Source organism: Nocardioides sp. NBC_00368, from assembly GCF_036090055.1.
Classification (GTDB): Bacteria; Actinomycetota; Actinomycetes; order Propionibacteriales; family Nocardioidaceae; genus Nocardioides.
The window spans coordinates 1,148,104-1,169,394 of record NZ_CP107970.1 but is presented as its reverse complement, the minus strand read 5'-3'; the positions used below and the strand labels follow the sequence as shown (position 1 = coordinate 1,169,394).

Below are 21,291 nucleotides of genomic sequence, written 5' to 3'. Positions count from 1 at the left end.
TGTCGCCGACGCGCGACGGCTCGGCTAGGGTGCCCGGGTGTCTACGCCTGAGATGCCCGCGGATCTGCTCAAGCACGCTCTCGACGCCACCGGGTTCATGCCTCCCGAGGAGGGCGTCGCGCTGTTCGAGTACGCCGTGGAGCGGCTGCCCTACGGACCCGCGGTCGAGATCGGGACCTACTGCGGGAAGTCGTCGGTCTACTTGGGTGCTGCGGCGAAGCTGACCGGTGGCACGGTGTTCACCGTCGACCACCACCATGGCAGCGAGGAGAACCAGGCGGGCTGGGAGCACCACGACACCACCCTGGTCGACCCTGCCACCGGGCGGCTGGACACGCTCCCGACCTTCAGGCGCACGATCGAGCAGGCCGGCCTCGAGAACGAGGTGGTCGCGGTGATCGGCGCCTCGACGACCGTGAGCCGCTGGTGGACCACGCCGGTCTCGTTCCTGTTCATCGACGGCGGCCACGGCGTCGAGCCCGCGCAGCAGGACTACCGCGGCTGGACCCCGAAGGTCATGCCCGGCGGCCTGCTCCTTGTCCACGACGTCTTCCCCGACCCGGCAGACGGTGGCCGGCCCCCGTACGAGGAGATCTACCTCCCCGCGCTCGCCTCGAAGCAGTTCGAGGAGATCGACGCGGTTGGCTCGCTACGCGTGCTGCGACGCCTCAGCTGACCTCGAGCGCCACAGGAGTCACACCGCTCAGGCACTTCCTGCACTTCTCCGGTGTTGCATTGCCAGAGGAGTGCAGGAATACCCGGTTAACCGGGTATTCCTACGCTCTCACACCCACACTCCAACGCCAGCTCCTCGAACGGAGCCGCGAGGGAGGTGCCGCGCATGATGCCGGAGCCAGGGGTGGAGCCGCCGTAGCGCTCGCCGAGGGCGTCCGCGGCCAGGATGACGGCGGCGGCGGTGAAGGTGGAGTGCTCCTCAGGCCAGAACGCGTTGGGGTTCGGGTTGGGGTAGTCGGGCGACTCGTAGACCCAGCCGGTCCAGTAGCCGCCGTCGTCGGCGCGCATGTGCTGCATGTCCGTCAGCAGCCCCAGCGCCCGGCGGTGGTCGCCGAGGTTGTCGAGCGCCATCACCAGCTCACAGGTCTCCGCGCCGGTCACCCACGGGTTGGTGTCGACGCAGAGGGCGCCGAGGCCGGGGCGTACGAAGTGGTCCCAGCGCGACTCGATCAGGTCGTGACCCGCGGCACCGACGACAGCGCCGCCGAGGACCGGGTAGTACCAGTCCATCGAGTGGTGCGACTTGTCCTCGAACGAGTCGCGGTGGTGGCGCAGGGCGTGGCCGAGGCGGCCGCCGACGATCTCCCACTCCGGCTGCGGGTCGTCCATCAGGTCGGCCAGGGCGACGCCGGCGCGCAGTGACTGGTAAATCGAGGACGAACCGGTGAGCAGCGCGAACGGGTCGCGCGGCGTCCAGGCGATCCCGCCGAAGGGCAGCTGCAGCCCGACCACGAAGTCCAGCCCGGCGCGTACGGAGGGCCAGTGCCGCTCCACGAACGCCCGGTCACGCCGGATCAGCCAGTGGTGCCAGAGCCCGACCGCGAAGTAGGCGGACATGTTGGACTCGCCGATCGTCTCCACCGGAGCCCCGGAGACGATCTTCATCGGCCAGGACCCGTCCGCGTTCTGCAGAGTCGGGACCCACGAGTACGCGGCCTCGGCCTCCTCCACCAGACCACCGACGAGCAGGCCCATGGCCGCCTCGACGTGGTTCCAGATGTCGGTGTGCTGGCCGGGCACCCACGGGATCGCGCCCGAAGGCTCCTGGGCGCGGGCGATCGACCCGGCCGTGGCAGCGATCTGGGCAGGGGTCAGCACCCCGTCGACGTACGGGATCTCGACTCTCATCCGCGAATCAGGCAGCCGAGGTGGGGTCGGTGGCGATGGGGCCCGGCTTGCGGAAGTAGAGCACCATGCTCTTGCCGATCACCGGGTCGAGCACCTTCCCGGCCAGCCGCAGCGGCAGCGGGTTCTTCATGATCTCCCAGACCAGGAGCTGGTGGTAGGCCTTCACCAGGACGTGCTTGTCGTTCTCGACGCCGACAGCCGACTTCAGCCACCAGTAGGGCGCGTGCAGACCGTGGGCGTAGGACTTGCCCTCGAAGATCATCGCGTCACCGGGGGTGCCGTCGTTGGGGCGGCCGGCCTTGGTGACCTTGTCGATGAGCTCGTGGTCGGTGTAGATGCGGATGTGGCCGCCGGTGGTGTTGTGGTAGTCGGCCGAGAGCTTCCAGTTGACGACCTCGGGCAGCCAGCGCGGCACCGAGATGGCCAGGGTGCCACCGGGGCGGAGCACCCGGACCAGCTCCTTGATGGCGTCGACGTCGTGGTGGATGTGCTCGAGCACCTCGGCCGCGACGATCCGGTCGAACTCACCGTCGGCGAACGGCAACGACAGGGCGTCGCCCTCCTTGATCTCCGCGTTGGCGCCCGCAGGGACCTCGTCGCGCATCGCGAAGAACCACTCCGAGACCTTGGCGAGCTCCTCGGCGTCCTGGTCGAACGCGATCACGTCGGCGCCACGGCGGTACATCTCGAAGGCGTGCCGGCCACCGCCGGCACCCATGTCGAGCACGCGCTCTCCGGCCTTCAGGCCAAGGCGGTCGAAGTCAACGGTGAGCACGGCTCACTTCCTCTCGTCTGTGTGGAACTCGTCGATGGACTGCTGATAGACGGCCGTCATCCGCTCGGCGACGGCATGCCAGGAGAAGTGCTCCTCGACCCGCGCGCGCCCGGCAGCCGAGTAGCGGGCCCGGCGCTCGGGGTCGTCGAGCAGCGCGGCGATGGCCTGCTCGAGCTCCTCGGTGTCGCCCGGGGTGACCAGCTTCGCGCACAGGTCGTCGGGTCCGACGACCTCCGGGATCGCGCCGGCGCGGGAGACGACGAGCGGGGTGCCGCACGCCATCAGCTCCGCGGTCGGCAGCGAGAAGCCCTCGTAGAGCGAGGGCACGCAGGCGATCTCCGCCGAGCCCATCAGCTTTACGAGCTCGGCGTCGGAGATGCCGTTGACGAAACGTACGTGGTCCTTGATCGCCAGCTTCTCGATGAGCTGTTCGGTCGGCCCGTCCTTCTTGGGCTTGGAGACCAGGACCAGCTCCAGGTCGCGTTCGGTACGCAGCTTGGCGAAGGCCTCGAGCAGGAAGGCGATGCCCTTCAGCGGGGCGTCGGCGCTGGCCATGGCCAGGATCCGGCCCTGGACGCGGGGCCCGGTCGGCGGGACGAACTCCTCCGGCACGCCGAGGTGCACGGTCTGCACGCGGTCCGAGGGGACGCCGAAGTCGGTGAGGATGTCGCGCTTGGAGTTGTCCGAAGGCGTGATCACGTGGCGCAGCTGCGAGGCGACCTTGGCCTGCATCTTCACGAACGAGTACCAGCGCCAGACGCCGAACTTCTTCTTCCAGCCCACGGCGCTGTCCAGCTCGATGCGCCGGTCGAAGGAGATCGGGTGGTGGATCGTGGTCACCAGCGGCAGCCCGAGCTCCGGCTCGATGCGCAGCAGCGGTGTGGCCAGCGTCTGGTTGTCGTGGACGATGTCGAAGTCGCCGGCACGCTCCTTCAGGACCTGGAGCACGCGCTTGGCGAAGGTCAGCGGCTCCGGGAACGCACCCGTGCGCATCCGTGCCCACTCCTCGACGTCGACCAGGTCGCGGATCTCGGAGAGCTTCGGGTTGCCGAACGGGTTGGGCTCCTCGTAGAGGCCCAGGCTCGGCACCTTGGTGAGGGTGACGCCCTCCCCCTCGAGGTCGAGATCCGGATAGGGCTGACCGGAGAAGACCTCGACGGTGTGCCCCAGCTTGGCGAGCTCCCGGCTCAGATGGCGGATATAGACGCCTTGACCGCCGACGTGCGGCTTGCTGCGATACGACAGCAGAGCGATCCGCATCCGCCACCTCCCTCGAAACTAGGCAGAGCAAAACTAGAACGTGTTCTATACTAGCAGGTAGCCAGCGCCAGTCACTCTAATGCAGCCGCTTCAACAGACGGTGTCGGGCTGGGCGTCTAGGCTGGTGCTGTGGAGGGTTTCTGGACCCGGTTCCGCCTCGACCCGAGGCAGGCCGACAACGCACGCATGCGCGCCTCCGATGCCGATCGGGAGGTCGTACGCACCGTGCTGACCGATGCGTTCGCCGATGGCCGGCTCACCCGCGAGGAGCACGACGAGAGGGTGGGCACCCTGCTCGAGGCGCGTACGCTCGGCGAGCTGCCCGCGCTCGTCGACGATCTCGTGGTCGTCTCGCCGGTTCCGGCGGAGACCGAAGCGAACCTGCCCGATGCGCTCAGCCTCCGCGAGCAAGGGGCGGCTGCCTACCGCAAGGAGCTCCAGGAGGCGCTCGCCACCTTCTTGATGGTCAGCCTCATCACCTGGGGCATCTGGCTGTTCACCACCGCCCCCGACGGGCATCCCTGGCCGCTCTACCCGATGCTCTTCCTGGTCGTGAACCTGGTCGGCACCGGCGTACGCCGCGAGGCGATCGTGGAGCGCGAGGTGCACCGCCTCGAGAAGAAGGCCGCCAAGAAGGCGGCGAAGAAGGCATCGCAGGACGAGATCGAGGCAGCCCCCGAGACGGCTGCCCCGATCCTCGACCCGCCGGGTCAGTCCGAGAAGGACCGGCCCGCCGATCCCTCGTGAGCCCCCGCTAGGCGCCCAGCTGCGGGTCGCTCACCGAGGGACGCCCGTTCTCCAGATGGCCGGCGAACCCGCGGGACCAGGTGGTGCCCGGGATCGTCACGGTCAGGTCGTACCAACCGCCGGTGGCGCGGGTGTCCACGTGGCGCGAGCGGATCCTGCCGGCGTACGCACTGGTGATCTCGGCCTTCCCGGGCGCCGTTACGGTGAGTCGCTGAGAGCGGCCCTCGTGCCGCAGCCCGGCGGTGGTGACGGGGTCGGAGCCCGCCGTGCCGGCGTAGGAGCGGAAGAAGCCGTTGGGTCCGTGGAGGTGGATCTCGTAGTCGCCGCTGACCGGCCACCGCACCGAGAGGCTGTCTCCCGCGCCGACGGTGTAGCTGTGCGGCGCGCCCTCCGGAGCCAGCAGCCGGGCCTGGAAGTGCGCGCCGACGCTGCCGGTGTTGCGGATCTCGACGGCGATCTCGACGGCGATCTCACCGGCGATCTCACCGGCGGCGAAGGTCTCGACGACCTCGAGCTGGTAGGGCGTCGGGCGAGCCGGACGGGAGCCCCGCTCCTGGGTGGGCATCGTCCCGTTCGCCGGTGCCTGCGGGGCGTAGTCCGGGTGACGCTCGCGGTCGGTGGGCTCCCACCCGCTCGTGTCGGGCAGCGTGGGCGGCTCGGCGGTGCGGGAGAAGTCGAAGGCGGAGGTCAGGTCACCGCACACGGCGCGGCGCCACGGCGTGATGTTGGGCTCGGCGACCCCGAAGCGCTTCTCCATGAACCGCAGGATCGAGGTGTGGTCGAAGGTCTCCGAGGAGACCCAGCCACCGACGCTCCACGGGGAGACGACGAACATCGGCACCCGCGGCCCCAGGCCGTAGTGGCCATCGCCGTGGGAGCCGGTGTAGAGCTCGTGCTCGGTCGAGACGGTCGACTCCCCCGGCACCAGCGGGCTGTTGGTGTGCGGCGGGACCAGGTGGTCGAAGAAGCCGTCGTTCTCGTCGTAGGTGATGAACAGGGCGGTCTTCGACCACACCTCGGGGTTGGCGGTGAGGGCGTCGAGGACCTTCGAGATGTACCAGGCGCCGTAGTTGGTCGGCCAGTTCGAGTGCTCGGAGAAGGCCTCGGGTGCGGCGATCCAGCTGATCGAGGGCAGGTCCCCCGCCTCGACGTCGGCGCGCAGGATCTCGAAGTAGTCCTGGCCGTCGACCGCACGGGTGCCCCGCCGGGCCTTCTCGAAGAGGGGGTCGCCGGGCTGCGCGTCCTGGAACCTGTTGAAGTAGAGCAGCGAGTTGTCGCCGTAGTTGCCGATGTAGGCGTCCTCCTTCTCCCAGCCCCACCAGTTGTCGCCCTCGGCGTTGAGGCCGTTGCCCTCGTCCTGGTAGACCTTCCAGCTCACGCCGGCGGCCTCGAGCCGCTCCGCGTAGGTGGTCCAGTCGTAGCCGGCCTCGTCGTTGTAGAGCACCGGTCCGCCGCCCTTGCCGTCGTTTCCGGTCCAGCCCGACAGCATGTAGTAGCGGTTCGGGTCGGTGTTGCCGATGAACGAGCAGTAGTACGCGTCGCACACCGTGAACGCGTCGGCCAGCGCGAAGTGGAAGGCCGCGTCCTCCCGTTGCAGGTAAGCCATGGTCGTGGTGCCCTTCGCCGGTACCCACTGGTCGTAGCGGCCGCCGTTGATCGCCTGCTGACCGTCGGTCCAACCGTGCGGGAGGCCCTCGAGGAAGGCGGCGCCGAGGTCATCGACGTCCGGGTGGAACGGGAGGAGCTCGCCGTCGCCGTTCGGCTGGTGCCACACCGGCTTGCCCGAGGGCAGGATCGCCGGGTGCGGGTCGCCGAAGCCGCGCACACCGCGCAGCGTGCCCAGGTAGTGCTCGAAGCTGCGGTTCTCCTGCATCAGGACGACCACGTGCTCGATGTCGCGGATCGTGCCGGTCCGACGGGCAGCGGGGATGGAGGCGGCTCGCGCGATGCTCTGATCGAGCATGGTCAGCGCGGTCGCGCCGCCCGCGAGTCCGAGGAACCTACGACGATCGATGTCAACCACAGGAGCTCCTTGAAGTGGGGGTGGGCGGCCACCCTCGCGGTTCAGGCTCTCGCTACGGCAACGCGTGACCGGTCGCCAGGTGACCGGCGGGCGAAGACTTCGCCTCCGGCCGCGTCATCAGGCCGAAGACGTCAGGTCGAAGCCGGCGACGCAGCTGCGCGGTGACGTACGCGGCGACGACGAACATCACCAGGTCGGCCGCGATCAGGGCGAAGAGCCAGGAGGCGTCCGCCGGTCCGTCGATCCGCTGCTGGATGTGGAGATGGCCGACCGTGGCCGAGACGATGAACCCGACCGCGGCGTAGAGCGTGATGCGCAGGTCGACCCTCTCCTCGTCGGCACCGCGGACCCAGCGACGTCCCACGCGCAGCACGGCGAGCGAGGTCAGCGCCGCGATCACCGGCAGGAACGGCACCGCGTAGCGGGCGTGGATCCAGCCGCCGCCGGCATGGAAGGAGGCCAGGTTGACGATGATGATGACGCAGTAGACCCCCATCAGCACACGTACGGCCAGCTCCAGCCGGCGCTCCAGGAGCGTCGGCTCCGGCCCGGGGATCACGACGCGGCGCATCACCCCGTCGGGCCGTGGCCGAGCCTTCGCGTTGGCATCGAGCACCATGCCGGTGACGGTGACGACCAGTGTCGCCGCGGCGGCCACGATCCAGATCTTCGGGATCACGTCGTCGGCCCACAGCGAACCGTAGAGGTGCAGGTAGAGCTCCGGGTTGACCAGCTGGAAGAGCGTGTCGCCGTGGGTCTGCCTGGAGAACTTCTCGAAGAGCGCCGCGGAGGCGGTCGGGTCGCCGTAGAGCACGATGTTGCGTACGTAGAACCAGCCGATCACGATCACCGGGGCCAGCCCGATCCGGACCGCGAGGAGCACACCGCGGCGGAACGTACGCAGGGTCGGGTCGCGCACCCACAGCGCGGCCAGCACGCAGCCACCGAGCACGAGCACCGCCACCAGGCCGGTCGAGCGGAAGCTGGCCGCCGCGACGCCGGCGACGGTCGCCCAGATCAACCGGTCCCGGCTGACGCCCTCACGGACCATCCGGAACCCGAGCAGCAGCGTCAGCGACGCGGCGACCGTGCCCCAGCCGTCGTTGTAGATCGCGCCGCCGTCGTAGGTCACCGCGCCGCAGCCGAGCACCATCGCCCCAGCGAGCACCGGGACCACCCGGCGTCTGGGCACCAGCTCGCGGGCCAGCAGCCCCACCAGGATGATGCTCAGCGCATAGCCGAGCGCGTTGAGCAGCCGCATCCCGAGGAGCGTGACCCCGACCCCTGCCGCACCGCCGACGGCGTCGCCGAGCCAGACCAGCGGCAGGCTCATCACGTAGAACAGCGGCGGGTGGTTGGCGACCCAGATGTCGCGGCGCGGCTCGTCGAGCCCGAAGAGTGCCTCGGCGAACTGCGGGTAGCGCACCGGGTCCGCGGGGGTGTTCGTGTCGATGGTCGGCAGGACGCCCTGCGAGAGGACGATGGCGTACGCCGCGTGCTGCTTCTCGTCGGCCTTCAGCAGCGGCGGCATCCCGATCGCGTACTGCGCGCTCATCGCGAAGCCGAGCACCCCCAGCAGGAGCAGGCATACGGTTACCTGGGACAGCGAGCGCGGAGGCGTGGGCACCTCGACAAGCTAGTGCGCCTCGGTGCCGTCCAGGTGACGTCTGGGCGAACGGCGGCGATCGCTTCTCAGTCGGCGACCATCGAGGAGCCGGCCGCGACCTGTTCCCGGGTCGTACGCCGCCGCACGTCGCGCCGGTGACGCCAGATCTGTACCGCTCCGAGACCCCAGAACAGGTACTGCACCGACATCGCCCAGCGGAACGCCTCCGGCGTGTAGGAGGTCGAGCTTCCCGGCGTACGCCAGTCGAGGATCCAGCCGACCAGCACGATCACGAGCAGGGCGGCGACGAAGCCACCCTGGTTGATGATCCCGCTGGCGCTCGCCAGCCGGGCTGGCGGGTTGCTGGTCCGGCCGACGTCGAAGCCGATCATCGAGGCCGGCCCGCCGACACCGACCACACACATCAGAAGCACCAGGACCGGCAGCGGCGCCTCGCCCGGCCAGACCAGCACGAGAGTCCAGACGGATGCGATCACCGCGATCATCGTCAGCGCCACCGTCGAGCGGTGCCATGGGTGGCGGCCGGCGAGGACGCCCATCACCGGGCCCGCCGCCAGAGCGGCGACGACGGTGACGGAGAGCAGGGTGCCGGCGAGGGTGTCGGAGAGGCCCTCGGAGGTGACCAGGAAGGGGAAGCCCCACAGCAGACCCATCAGGTGGGAGCTGAACGGGGTGGAGAAGTGGATCCAGAAGCCGAGGCGCGTCCCGGGCTGGTACCAGGACGCCTTCAGGCTGCGGAAGACCTCACGCGGGTTGAGGGCGCCGCCGCGGCGGTGCCGGGCACCGGGACCGTCATGGACGAAGAGCAGCAGCAGGACCAGGAGGACCGGACCGATCAGCGCTGCGGTGAGGTAGGCACGGGTCCAGCCCAGATGGCCGAGCGCCCAGGTCATCGGGACCGCCGCCGCGATCGCGCCGATCTGGCCGACGGTGCCGGTCAGCTGGCTGACCAGCGGCACCTTGCGGGCCGGGAACCACGACGGCACCAGCCGTAGCACGCAGATGAACGTCATCGCGTCGCCCATCCCCACGAACGTACGTGCCAGCAGCGCCAGCGGGTAGGAGTCGGCGAACGCGAAGCCGGCCTGCGCCAGAGCCAGGATGACGGCGCCGGCGGAGAGGACCGTACGCGACCCGTAGCGGTCCACCAGCAGCCCGACCGGCACCTGCATGAACGCGTAGACGAGCAGCTGGAGCATCGTGAAGACGGCCAGCTGGCTGGCGCCGATCCCGAAGCGCTCGGTGGCCACCAGGCCGGCGACTGCCAGGCTGCTGCGATGGAAGACCGCCAGTCCGTAGACCGCGACACCGATGCCCCAGACGAGCCATGAGCGTGCGGATGACTGAGGGTCTTCGTGGCTCACATAGAGAGGCTACGGTGTCTTCGGGGTGGTCGAGCTGCCGGTGCTCTCCCGTGGACGGCTGGGGGCGACGTCGGTCACAGGACCGGTCGACACCGGTGCGGAGAGAGCCGGAACGCGGTCGAACGTGCCGGGCCGCATCCGCCGCCGGAGCTCGGTGGCGACGTACGCGGCGACCGCGAACATCACCAGGTCGGCCGCCACCAGGGCGACCAGCGCGAAGGTGCTGCTGACCGGCCCGTCGACGTACTGCTCGGTGTCGAGGTGGCACACCAGGCCGACGACCATGAAGGCGAGCGAGACGCCGAGCCCGATCCGCAGGTCGCGCGCCTCGTCGAGCGCGGTCCCGCCGGTGTTCGGGCCGGTGGAGACGTGCAGTGGCAGGAGGCGTCCCAGACGGAGCGCGGCGATCCCCGCGCCCGCGGCGAGGAACGGCAGGAACGGGACGGCGTAGCGCGCGTGGATCCAGCCCCCACCGGCGATGAACCCGGCGACGTTGACCAGGATCAGCACGCAGTAGCCGCCCAGGAGCGCCCAGATCGCCAGGTCCTGGCGGTGCTGCATCGTGCTCTGCGGAGCCAGGCGGATGCGCTGCAGCACCCCGGTGCGACGCGGGTTGGCCTTCGCAGCGGCGTCGAGCACGAGACCGACCAGGGTGAGCGTGAGCACGATCGCGGCCGCCTGGCTCCAGTGGTTCGCGATGTTGCCGTCGGTCCACAGGCTGCCGAGGAGATGGCCGTAGAACTCGGGGTTGACCAGCTGGAACAGCGTGGTGCCGTTGGGCTCGCGCCCGAACTTCTCGAAGAGCGAGCCCGACGCGGTCGGGTCACCGTAGAGCTGGATGTTGCGCACGTAGAACCAGCCGAAGACGACCACCGGCGCCATGCCGATGCACGCCGCGATCCCGACCGCACGCCAGCAGGAACCTTTCAGGAACGTACGCAGCGACGGCTCCCGCAGCCACATCGCCACCAGCACGCAGAGGCCGAGGAAGAAGACCGCGACCAGGCCGGTCGACCGGAGACCGGCGGCCGCCACGCCCACCGCGGCCGCGGCGACCAGGCGCTCGCGGGTCACCCCCTGCCGGATCATCCGGAAGCCGAGGAAGAGCGTCATGAATGCCGCTGCCGAGGACCAGCCGTCGTTGTAGATCCCGCCGCCGAGGAACGTCATCGCCCCGCAGCCGATGCACATCGCCGAGGCGATCACCGGCACCGCCGGGCGTCGTGGCACCAGCTCGCGCGCGAGCAGACCGACCATGATCGTGGTCAGGGCGAAGCCGAGCGCGTTGAGCAGCCGCATGCCGAGCAGCGTGAGCCCCGGGGAGCCGACCGCGTCGCCGAGCCACACCAGCGGCAGACTCATCACGTAGAACAGCGGCGGATGGTTGGCGACCCAGATGTCGCGGTGGGCCTCGTCGGCCCCGAAGAGGCTCTCGGCCAGCTGCGGGTAGCGCGCCGGGTCGTCGGGGATGTCGGTGTCGATCGTCGGGAGCGTCCCCTGGGAAAGCGCCACCGCGTACGCCGCATGAGCCCGCTCGTCCGCCTTGAACAGAGCCGGCATCGCGATCGCCACCTGGGCGCTCATCGCGAAGCCGAGCACACCCAGCAGCAGGACGCAGATCGTGGACTGGGACGCGGAGACCCGGGGAACAGACACATCTACGACCGTAACGCGCAAAACTGACGAGACACGCGGCCCACGGCTCACGTGCGGTGAACAGACCGCGACGGGCAGGTGAGCGAAGGTCGACGCGAATACTCGGTCGCTTCGGCCGTCGCCGGGCCGATAGCGTCCAGCGATGTCATGACTATTCCACCGCGCCACATCGCCATGGTCGCCTCTCCCGCGATCAGCCACGTCCTGCCGAGCCTCGAGCTGATCAAGGAGCTGGTCGCGCGCGGCCATCGGGTCACGTACGCCACCCATGAGTCGATGTCCGAGGCGATCAAGCCGACCGGGGCCGAGCTGGTCCCGATGCCGACGGTGCTGCCCGTCGAGGACCGGCAGTGGCCCGAGGACCCCGTCGCCGGGATGGGCATCTTCCTCGATGACGCGATGCTCGTGCTGCCGCATCTGCACGCGTTCTACGACACCGAGCCGGCCGACCTCTACCTCTATGACATCGGCGGCTACGCCGCCCGGGCGCTCGCCGAGAAGCAGCAGCGCCCGTTCGTGCAGCTCTCGCCGACGTTCGTGGCCTGGGACGGGTATGCCGAGGAGGTCGGCGCACAGGTGCGCCAGCTGCCGGGCTACGACGACTACCTCGACCGGTTCTCGGCGTGGCTCGAGGAAGCCGGGGCGACCACCCTGGATCTGGACACGTTCGCCGGGGCGCCGAAGCGCGCGCTCGCGCTCATCCCCCGGGCGATGCAGCCGAACGCGGACAAGGTCGACGAGGACGTGGTCACCTTCGTGGGGCCGTGCTTCGCGCTCGGCTCGGACGAGACCTGGACCCGCCCCGCCGGCGCCGAGCACGTCCTGCTGGTCTCCCTCGGCTCGGCCTACACCGGCGACGCTTCCTTCTTCCGCGCCTGCATCGAGGCGTACGCAGCCCTCCCCGGCTGGCACGTCGTGATGTCGATCGGCACCACGCTCGACCCCGCCGAGCTCGGCGAGCTCCCCGGCAACGTGGAGGTGCACCGCTGGCTGCCGCAGCGCGCCGTTCTCGCCGCGGCGGACGCGTTCGTGACCCACGCCGGGATGGGCGGGAGCAGCGAGGGCCTGATGGCAGGCGTGCCGATGATCGCCGTGCCGCAGGCGGTCGACCAGTTCATGAACGCCGACCGGCTGGTCGAGCTGGGGGTCGCCCGTCGGATCGACGCCGAGGACGTCTCGGCCGCTGCGCTGCGTACGGCTCTGCTCGAGCTGCTCGAGGACCCCGACCGGGTCGCCCGGTCTGCTCAGCTGCGCGCCGACGCGCTCACCGAGGGCGGCACCCGCCGGGCTGCTGACCTGATCGAGGGCATGCTCGCGTAGGTCAAACACGATCCATGCCGAGTCGGCTCGTCATGACGAGCCGACTCGGCGAGATCGATGGTTAGTCTGAGACGAACTCGGCGGGTTCGGGGCGAGATGTGTCGCATGACGAATACTTCGGCGCGAGGCGGCTTACGCCGGTTCGTTCGTCACTTCGTCGCCGACGGCGCTTCGCGCCTTTGGCTCCCGCGCTCGCGGCTCGCGCTTTCAAGCTCGTTCCTCGCTTGAGCGCGACCGCTCACTTGGTCGCCTCCATCATCTGCCTGAGCTCCTTCTTGAGCTCGGAGATCTCGTCACGCAGCCGGGCGGCGACCTCGAACTGCAGCTCGGCGGCGGCGCCCTTCATCTGGTCGGTGAGGTCGCCGATGAGCTGGGCCAGGTCGGAGGACGGGAGGCCGACGAGGCCGCGCTCGCGGGCGTCGCGGGCGGCGTCGCCGAGCATCGGGGTCGGGGACTTGGCCGCGGTCTTGCCCGCGCGGCCCTTGGCCTCGGTGCCGGCCCAGGTGTTGAGCAGCTCCTGAGTCGACTCGTCCTCGCGGGCGAGCATGTCGGTGATGTCGGCGATCTTCTTGCGCAGCGGCTGCGGGTCGATGCCGTTGGCCTCGTTGTAGGCCATCTGGATGGCGCGGCGGCGGTTGGTCTCCTCGATCGCCGACTCCATGGAGGGGGTGATCTTGTCCGCGTACATGTGCACCTGGCCGGAGACGTTTCGGGCCGCACGGCCGATGGTCTGGATCAGCGACTTGTCCGAGCGCAGGAAGCCCTCCTTGTCGGCGTCGAGGATCGAGACCAGCGACACCTCCGGGAGGTCGAGACCCTCACGGAGCAGGTTGATGCCGACGAGGACGTCGTACTCCCCCATCCGCAGGTCGCGGAGGAGCTCGATCCGCTTGAGGGTGTCGACCTCGGAGTGGAGATATCTGGTCCGGATCCCGGCGTCGAGCAGGTAGTCGGTGAGGTCCTCGGACATCTTCTTGGTCAGCGTGGTGACCAGGACGCGCTCGTTCTTTGCGACCCGGTCGTTGATCTCGCCGATCAGGTCGTCGATCTGGCCCTTGGTCTGCTTGATGATCACCTCGGGGTCGATCAGGCCGGTCGGGCGGATGATCTGCTCGACGGTGTCGCCACCGACCTTGTCGAGCTCGTAGTCGCCCGGGGTCGCGGAGAGGTAGATGGTCTGGCCGATCCGCTCCAGGAACTCCTCCCACTTCAGCGGCCGGTTGTCCTGGGCGCTGGGCAGCCGGAAGCCGTGCTCGACGAGGTTGCGCTTGCGGGACATGTCGCCCTCGTACATCCCGCCGACCTGCGGCACCGCCACGTGGGACTCGTCGACGACCAGGACGAAGTCCTCCGGGAAGTAGTCGAGCAGACAGTTGGGCGCCGAGCCGCGCTCACGCCCGTCGATGTGCATCGAGTAGTTCTCGATCCCGGAGCACGACCCGACCTGGCGCATCATCTCGATGTCATAGGTCGTACGCATCCGCAGCCGCTGCGCCTCGAGCATCTTGCCCTGCTTCTCGAAGGTGCTCAGCTGCTGGTCGAGCTCGGCCTCGATGCCGTTGATCGCGCGCTCCATGCGCTCGGGGCCGGCGACGTAGTGGGTCGCCGGGAAGACGTAGAGCTCCTGGTCCTCGGTGAGCACCTCGCCGGTGACGGCGTGCAGTGTCATCAACCGCTCGATCTCGTCACCGAAGAACTCGATCCGGACCGCGTGCTCCTCGTAGACCGGGAAGATCTCCAGGGTGTCGCCGCGCACGCGGAACGTGCCGCGCGTGAAGGAGAGGTCGTTGCGGGTGTATTGGATCTCCACCAGCCGCCGCAGGATCGAGTCGCGGTCGTGCTCCTCCCCCACCCGCAGCCGGATCATCCGGTCGACGTACTCCTGCGGGGTGCCGAGACCGTAGATGCACGACACCGTGCTCACCACGATCACGTCGCGCCTGGTCAGCAACGAGTTGGTGGCCGAGTGGCGCAGCCGCTCGACCTCCTCGTTGATCGAGGAGTCCTTCTCGATGTAGGTGTCGGTCTGAGGGACGTACGCCTCCGGCTGGTAGTAGTCGTAGTAGGAGACGAAGTATTCGACCGCGTTGTCCGGGAACAGCTGGCGCAGCTCGTTGGCGAACTGGGCGGCGAGGGTCTTGTTGGGCTGCAGCACCAGCATCGGACGCTGCAGCTGCTCGGCGGTCCAGGCCACGGTTGCCGTCTTACCGGTTCCTGTTGCACCGAGGAGGACGACGTCCTTGACGCCGTCCTGGATCCGCTTGGTGATCTCGGCGATCGCCGCCGGTTGGTCGCCCGAGGGCTGGTAGTCGGAGACCACCTTGAACGGGGCGACACGACGCTCGAGATCAGTGACAGGACGCATGGTTACGAGACTACGCGGCCCCACCGACAATTCTGTTTGCGATTGCTCCGCAATCCGCGCAGCGCCTCCGCTTGACCCTCGTCTTCCTCCGCTGCGCTCCGTCCAGACGAGGGGCGCTCCGACGCTGGGTCGTCTGCGACTGCTCAGTAGTTCGCGAGGGCTTTCGCCTGATGCTGGTCCTCATCTGCTGCGCTGCGCACCGATGAGGGGCGCTCCAGCGCTGCTGGGCGCCAGAGCAGGGGCAAGGACACCCCGGCGATCGCGCAGAGCGCGCCGATGCCCAGGGCCATGTACGGAAGTGGTCTGATCTCGGGCAGCATGCGGTCCAGGCCGAGGTGGATCTGCGTGCGCATCCAGACGACGAAGGTGGCGGCGGCCATCCCCAGCAGGAACGCCGAGACGATCGCTGCGGCGATCTCCTCACGCCGGCGGATCTCGCCCCACGGGACCGCGTCGACGATGGCGAGAAGGCCCACCGACAGCACGATCGCCACCAGGGGCATGATCGTCATCAGGTAGCGCTCGTGCGGGTTGCCGCCCCCGGAGCGGAACTGGGCGAGGTTGACGATGATCACGAACGCATGAGCGATCAGCACGAGCAGGCCGACGGTCGCCACCGACGGCACCCGGGGTGCACTGACCACGAGGCCGTGCTCCCGGCCGTGGTCACGCAGCCGCGCCACCACGCCGAGAGCCAGGCCGAGCAGCGCGAGGAGCGTGATCGCGTCGATGATCCAGTGCAGCCCGGTGCCGCGCAACGGGAGGGGCACCCACAGGTGGTCGTACCAGCCGTGCCAGAAGCGGGGCGCGGTCATCACCTCGAACCAGGTGTCCACCTGCACTCGCTGGTAGCGCTCCAGGAGCGCCGCGCTCGCGGTCGGGTCGCCGTAGAGCACGATGTTGCGTACGTAGAACCAGCCGATCGCCAGGCCCGGCACCGCGGTGGCGATCGCGGTCAGCCAGGTGGCCCGGAGGAAGCCCTTCCAGGTGCGGTCGCGCAGCAGCAGCGTCAGCCCGAGTGCGGCACCGCACATGATCACCGTGATCACCCCGGGCGCCTTCGTCGCGGCGGCCAGCGTGCCGGCCGCCGCCATCACGATCATCCGATTCCGGGTCACCCCGAGCCGCAGGATGCGCAGGGTCGCGAGCACGGTCAGCGACGAGGCCGCCACCGCGACGCTGTCGTTCATGATGAACCCCGCCGCGACCGCCAGCACCGCCGGCGAGGCCGTGATCGCCGTCGCGAGCATCGCCGCCGCCGGGCGCCGAGGGGTGACCTCGAAGGCGATCAGTCCGACCAGGAACACCAGCACCCCGTACGCCAGCGCGCTGGTCGCCCGCATGCCGACGATCAGCACCTGAGGCTGGTCGAACGCGTCCGCGAGGGCGACCCACGGCACCCCGAGGAGGTAGTAGAGCGGCGGATGGTTGGCGGTCCAGATCATCCGGTGCCGGTCGAACGCCTCCCGGTTCGCGCCCCGGGCAATCTGCGGGAAGCGGTCCCGGTCGAGCGCCACCGGCGAGTCGATCGTGGGCAGGTCGCCGGCGTGGAGCGAGACCGCGTACGAGGCGTTCGGCCCCTCGTCACGTGCGTGGTAGGACAGCGCGTGCGTGGCGGCGACGTAGACGCTCATCGAGGCCGCGAACGCGGCCAGCAGGGCGAGCACGACCACCAGCCTGGTCGAGGGCCTGGCAGGCGCGTCCGTCGACTCGGAGGCCAGGACCGCAGCGGCGTGACTCATCACACGACTCCCGTGAGTTGGGCAGCTTCATGCGCCCGCACCCGGCGAGCTCGCGCCGAACGGTAGGGCACGTCCGGTGCGCCACGCCGAGTCCTCGCCGGATCAGAAGGTGAACGCCCGGCGAACCTCGTCCTCCGTCAATCCGTAGTCGGCGAGGCTGTAGTCGTGCCTGGGCCGCGCGCTCCCGGTCCGGGACTCGGCGTCGATGCGGGAGACCTCGGCGCGCGCGGCGTCGCTCCACGGGATGTCGAAGTGGGTGTAGATGCCCTCGACCGTGCCGACAGGGTCCTGGACGAACTCGCGGTAGTCGACGTCGAGGAACTGCGCCTGGTCATACCGCTGCCGGGCCTCTGCGAACGAGCGCCACGAGCGGGAGAGCATCTCGAGCTGGGTCGCCCCGATGGTCTCGCCGACGAAGGTGGTCGACATCCCGGCGGTCGCCTCCGCGGACAGCGAGCAGCCCGAGGCGACCGAGACGACCGGGTCCCGGTGGGTGACGACGACGAGCGCGTCGGGATAGACCTCCATCAGCGCGTCGAGCGCGACCAGGTGCGAGGGGTTCTTGAGCACCCACCGCTTGTCGGTGTCGTTGAGCCCGATGAGCTGCAGGCTCCGGCGGTGGAGCTCGTACGCGTCACGCCAGTCCTGCTTCGCCAGCCAGGCGGAGTAGCGCGGGACGTTGGCCAGCGACTCGAACGAGATCGACTTGCCGCTCTGCCGCAGCACCCGCCAGCACTCCTCGACGCTGGTGGCGTCCATGTAGTGGATCCCCATGAACTCGGGGTTGCTGACATGGTGCTGGCGGTAGGCGCTCTGCAGCGCGTCGAAGACCGGGTCGTCCTCCCAGGTCCCCCGCGGGGGCCGCGGCTGGGGAAACTCGGTCAGCCAGGTCTCGAGGCCCTGGTGCGCCGGGTCGGCGGCCAGGAGCCGGTGCAGGGCGGTCGTGCCGGTGCGGACGAGCCCGGTGACGAAGATCGGGCGCTCGATGCGTACGTCCTGGTGCTGGGGGAACTCCGCAAGCCGGGCCTGCGTCATCAGCCGGCCGACGAGCGCCGACTTCACCTGGGCGCGGTGGAAGTAGTTGCCGACCGGGGTCAGCCCGGCCTCCGGCGAGGCCAGGTCCTCGACCAGGAGCCGCAGCCCCTCCTCGTGGTCGGTCCCGCCGAAGTCTTCGAGCCCTGTCGTGCGGGTGGCGGCGGCACAGATGTCCTCGTACGTCCCGACGTCCGCCCGCTCGCGCGGTGCGGTCTCTGCTGGGCGCGTCTCAGTCATGGAACTCCCCGCAGTCCACGTTGAGCACGGTCCCGGTGACCGCGGAGGCCAGGTCGCTGCCCAGGAACAGCGCCGCCCGGGCGACCTCCTCGGGGGTGGCGAGCCGCTTCAGGTCGGTGGGGGCGGCCTTCTCGGCGTACACCTCCTCGTGGGTGCGCCCCGACTCCGAGGCGATCCAGTCGAAGTAGGCCTTGTTGACGTCCTCATAGATGTAGGACGGCGCGACGGAGTTGACCCGGATGCCGCGCGGGCCGAGCTCGGTGGCCAGCGAGGAGGCGAGGTGCGCGAGGGCGCCCTTGGAGAGCTTGTAGCCGGCGAACTCGGGCTGGCTCTGGTAGAGCACCGCCGAGTTGATCATCACGATCGCGCCGCCGGGCTTGTCGGGGGTGGCCGCGAGCGCGTCGGCGAAGAGCGCCGAGAGCCGCAGCGGGGCGTACACGTTGGACTCCTGGGCCAGCCGGAGCGCGTCGAGCGGGATCTGGGTGAGCGGGTCCATCGGCGGGATGCCGAAGGCGTTGTTGAGGAGCACGTCGACACGGCCGAACTCCTCCAGAGCGGCGTCGACCAGGTGCCGCCGCGCGTCCTCGTCGGTGATGTCGGTCGGCACCACCAGCGCACGCCGGCCGTGCTCCTCGATCACCCCGGCCATCTTCTGCAGTCGCTTCTCGGTGCGGCTGGCGAGCACCAGGTCGGCGCCCATGAGCGCGGCCTGCTCGCCCAGCGAGCGACCGAGGCCGGGGCCGACCCCCGAGAGTACGACGACCTTGCCATCCAGGAGTCCAGTCATGGCGCCTAGAGTAGAACGTGTTTCAGTTTTCTGGAAGGGCTGAAAGGAGTCAGCCCGGGAAACTGAACCTCGCCACCTCGTCGACCCATGCGGCGTACGCCCCGATCTCCTGTGGCACCTGCTGCCCGCGGACGAGGTCGGCGTGAGCACGGAGCACCCGGGACCAGTCCGAGCACGGACTGCACGTCGCCCGCCCGCACTGGGCGGTGTGCTCACGAGCCACCTGCTCGAGCAGCTTGCGGAAGGTCCCGCTGTCCTCGCCCGCCGCGAGCGCCTCGACGACGGCCCCGAGCACATGGGAGGCCTGCGCCGGCGCACCGACCAGGATCGCCATCAGGATCCCCAGAGCGTGGTGGCCGGCCTGGCCGGCGCCCACGTTCACCGGCGCCGTGCGCGCCAGCCGGTAGACCGCGAGCAGCTTCCTGGCGCCCCCGGGCGTCGCGCAGAACCTCGCCAGCTCGCTCACGAACAGCGCTTCACCCGGCGTCATCTCGAAGCTCGCGACCACGCCCTGGCGACCGGAGTGGTCACCGGCGCCCGCGGCCAGCGCGGAAGGCCACGACGGCACCGCCTGGCGCATCAGCGACCGCATGAACCGCACCGCCGGATCGCCCGCGAACGCACGCAGGGCGAACGGGACGTCGAAGAGCCGGGAGAGGTACGCAGCGGGCTCCGCCACCCTGCCCTCGAGCGATCGCCGCAAGGTCTGCGCGTCCACGGCCGCGACGACCGCGACACCCTCCTGGCCGCCCAGCTCGTCGACGGCCCGCAGCACGCCGGCCGTCGTGGCCGGATCGCACCGGTCCAGGTCGTCGACATAGACGATCGTCCGCGCGGACGGGGCACCGGACAGCGAGCCGGCGGGCGCGCCCGGTGGCGGCCCGGGCGGGGCCGCCCGCAGCGCAGCCTCGTACGCCGCGACCTCCCGGTCCATCGCCGCGAGGGCCATGCTGGTGGTCATCGGCTGCTGCGTCCGGCGCTTGCCGCGTTGCGTCTCCTCCTCGGGCAGTCCCGCCAGCGCGGCCCGCAGCTCGGCGGTCCGCCGCTGCGCGGCCTGGTGCTTCGCCACCAGCGGCGGCGGCTGGCTCTTCCCGACGCTTCGCACGCTCTCGAGCACTCCGCTCGCCACGTCACCGTCGGCGTACTGGCGAGCGTCGATGCGTACGTGCCTGGTGCGGGCGGGGTAGGCGTCGTCGTGCGCACTCAGCCACTCGACGCGCTCCTGGACCTTCCGCAGGAAGGTCGACCTCCCGCTCCCGGGCAGCCCCTGGACGGCCACCGAGATCGGGAGCTGGGTGTGCTCAGAGACGAGCAGACGGGCCACCCGGTCGACGTCGACCCGGTGCCCCAGGACGTCGTCCTCGGTCTGCCCGGGGTCCTCGGGAACGTTGGCGATCACCAGCCCGGTCACGATCGGCACCTCGGCGGTGTCCCCCGCCGCGGCCGACTCCGACTCCGACTGCACCGGAGGCGGAACCGGGTCCGGTGCGATCTCGACGACGGCGGCCTCAGGAGTCTCAGGGATCTCAGGGGCCTCGGATACCTCGGCGACCTCCTCAGGGGGATCCGTGATCGTCGCCAGCTCCGGCGCCTCGGCCCCGGGCTCGGGCATCTCGGCGAGCGGCGTGACCGGCAGACCGAGCTCACCCTCGACCGCCTGGAGCGCCTTGGCGAAGTCGGCGGCGCTCCAGTGCCGCCCGGCGCGGCGCTTGAACATCGCCTTGCGCAGCGCCTCCTCGAAGGACGCCGGGATGTCGTCACGGTCGATCGCGAGGGGTTCGTACTCCCGGATCCTCTCCGCCAGCGCCTCCGGGCCACTGGAGCCGTCCACCCCCTCGAACGGCGTACGTCCCGCCAGCAGCGTGTAACAGGTCGCGGCCAGGCTCCAGATGTCCGCCCAGGCGCTCGGCTCGGGTGGCTCAGCGAGCATCTCCGGCGCCATCCACGGCAGCGAGGACGAGGCTGCACCAGCGGGACGTCCGGCCGAGGAGAAGCTTCCGAAGCCGACCAGCTGCGGCTCCCCGGCACTGGTCAGCAGGATGTTCGCCGGCTTCACGTCGCCGTGCAGGATGCCGTGCCGGGCCGCGACGTCGAGCGCGCCGGCGACCTTGATCGTGAGGCTCAGCGCCTCCGCGACGGGGAGCCGCTCGCTCCTGCGGCGGGCCTCCAGGTCACCGCCGGCGCGGTGGTCCATCACCACGAAGCAGCGGTCGTCGTCACTGACCCCGACGGCATGCAGCGGCAGCACATGCGGGTGGGCGGCGAGCTCGGCGACCTCCTTGGTCTCCCGGGCGAGCGCGTCCTGGATCTCCGCGCCGAGCCGGTCGTTCCAGACCTTCACGGCGACGTCGACCTTCTCCTGCTGCCACTCGTAGAGGAAGAGCTCCGAGGATCCGCCCGCGCCGATCAGCGCGCGATGCCGGAAACCCGGGATCGTCGGTGGCTCGTGGTGGGGGCTGGCCATGGGCGGCAAGCATAGGCGTCCGACGC

Annotated in this window: 15 protein-coding genes; 3 read left to right on the top strand and 12 right to left on the bottom strand. The window is 69.9% G+C overall.

Translation table 11 applies throughout. The annotated features are described in order from the left end of the window. Positions 1 to 37: 37 nt before the first annotated feature. Positions 38 to 676, top strand: coding sequence for a class I SAM-dependent methyltransferase (locus OG984_RS05480; RefSeq protein ID WP_328530626.1), 639 nt, complete (start codon positions 38 to 40; stop codon positions 674 to 676). An 86-nt stretch (positions 677 to 762) separates the two neighbouring features. Here the strand turns inward: OG984_RS05480 and OG984_RS05475 are convergent, their stop codons facing one another. From OG984_RS05475 to OG984_RS05465, 3 genes are read right to left on the bottom strand one after another with little or no spacing between them, the layout of a single operon-like run. Then, positions 763 to 1,863 carry a prenyltransferase gene (locus OG984_RS05475; protein WP_328530625.1) on the bottom strand — a complete coding sequence of 367 codons (1,101 nt, stop codon included), beginning with the start codon at positions 1,861 to 1,863 and terminating at the stop codon, positions 763 to 765. Positions 1,864 to 1,870: 7 nt separating this feature from the next. Next, positions 1,871 to 2,638, bottom strand: coding sequence for a class I SAM-dependent methyltransferase (locus tag OG984_RS05470; RefSeq protein ID WP_328530624.1), 768 nt, complete (start codon positions 2,636 to 2,638; stop codon positions 1,871 to 1,873). Positions 2,639 to 2,641: 3 nt separating this feature from the next. Continuing rightward, positions 2,642 to 3,898: a glycosyltransferase family 4 protein gene (locus OG984_RS05465; protein ID WP_328530623.1), complete on the bottom strand. Its 1,257-nt coding sequence runs from the start codon at positions 3,896 to 3,898 to the stop codon at positions 2,642 to 2,644. Positions 3,899 to 4,027: 129 nt separating this feature from the next. Between OG984_RS05465 and OG984_RS05460 the strand changes: the two genes are divergently transcribed. Beyond that, on the top strand, positions 4,028 to 4,645 hold the full coding sequence (locus OG984_RS05460; RefSeq protein WP_328530622.1) for a DUF1707 SHOCT-like domain-containing protein: 618 nt from the start codon (positions 4,028 to 4,030) through the stop codon (positions 4,643 to 4,645). Between the two features lie 7 nt (positions 4,646 to 4,652). Here OG984_RS05460 and OG984_RS05455 read toward each other — a convergent pair whose 3' ends face one another. From OG984_RS05455 to OG984_RS05440, 4 genes are all read right to left on the bottom strand, one after another. After that, a complete protein-coding gene (locus tag OG984_RS05455; RefSeq protein ID WP_328530621.1) occupies positions 4,653 to 6,668 on the bottom strand; it encodes a phosphocholine-specific phospholipase C in 2,016 nt (671 codons plus the stop codon). 52 nt (positions 6,669 to 6,720) lie between these two features. Beyond that, positions 6,721 to 8,295, bottom strand: coding sequence for an ArnT family glycosyltransferase (locus tag OG984_RS05450; protein ID WP_328530620.1), 1,575 nt, complete (start codon positions 8,293 to 8,295; stop codon positions 6,721 to 6,723). A 65-nt stretch (positions 8,296 to 8,360) separates the two neighbouring features. Continuing rightward, complete coding sequence (locus OG984_RS05445) at positions 8,361 to 9,659, bottom strand: MFS transporter (protein ID WP_328530619.1); 1,299 nt, start codon at positions 9,657 to 9,659, stop codon at positions 8,361 to 8,363. Positions 9,660 to 9,668: 9 nt separating this feature from the next. After that, positions 9,669 to 11,315, bottom strand: coding sequence for a hypothetical protein (locus tag OG984_RS05440; protein WP_328530618.1), 1,647 nt, complete (start codon positions 11,313 to 11,315; stop codon positions 9,669 to 9,671). 147 nt (positions 11,316 to 11,462) lie between these two features. On the opposite strand from OG984_RS05440, the gene OG984_RS05435 reads away from it, so the two are divergent. After that, entirely contained in the window at positions 11,463 to 12,635 is a 1,173-nt protein-coding gene (locus OG984_RS05435) for a macrolide family glycosyltransferase (RefSeq protein ID WP_328530617.1), read from the top strand. 238 nt (positions 12,636 to 12,873) lie between these two features. On the opposite strand, the gene uvrB is transcribed toward OG984_RS05435, so the two are convergent. The 5 genes from uvrB to OG984_RS05410 all read right to left on the bottom strand — a co-directional run bounded on the left by uvrB (position 12,874) and on the right by OG984_RS05410 (position 21,265). Beyond that, positions 12,874 to 15,000, bottom strand: coding sequence for an excinuclease ABC subunit UvrB (uvrB, locus tag OG984_RS05430; protein WP_328530616.1), 2,127 nt, complete (start codon positions 14,998 to 15,000; stop codon positions 12,874 to 12,876). Positions 15,001 to 15,143: 143 nt separating this feature from the next. After that, a complete protein-coding gene (locus OG984_RS05425) occupies positions 15,144 to 16,742 on the bottom strand; it encodes a phospholipid carrier-dependent glycosyltransferase (protein ID WP_328530615.1) in 1,599 nt (532 codons plus the stop codon). 102 nt (positions 16,743 to 16,844) lie between these two features. After that, the gene (locus OG984_RS05420; protein WP_328530614.1) at positions 16,845 to 18,014 is read right to left on the bottom strand and encodes a sulfotransferase family protein; all 1,170 of its coding nucleotides are present in this window, start codon (positions 18,012 to 18,014) and stop codon (positions 16,845 to 16,847) included. Then, positions 18,007 to 18,801, bottom strand: a complete 795-nt coding sequence (locus tag OG984_RS05415) for an SDR family oxidoreductase (protein WP_328530613.1) — start codon at positions 18,799 to 18,801, stop codon at positions 18,007 to 18,009. The genes OG984_RS05420 and OG984_RS05415 overlap by 8 nt, the downstream gene beginning before the upstream one ends. A gap of 49 nt (positions 18,802 to 18,850) precedes the next feature. After that, entirely contained in the window at positions 18,851 to 21,265 is a 2,415-nt protein-coding gene (locus OG984_RS05410; protein WP_328530612.1) for a serine/threonine-protein kinase, read from the bottom strand. Positions 21,266 to 21,291: the final 26 nt, after the last annotated feature.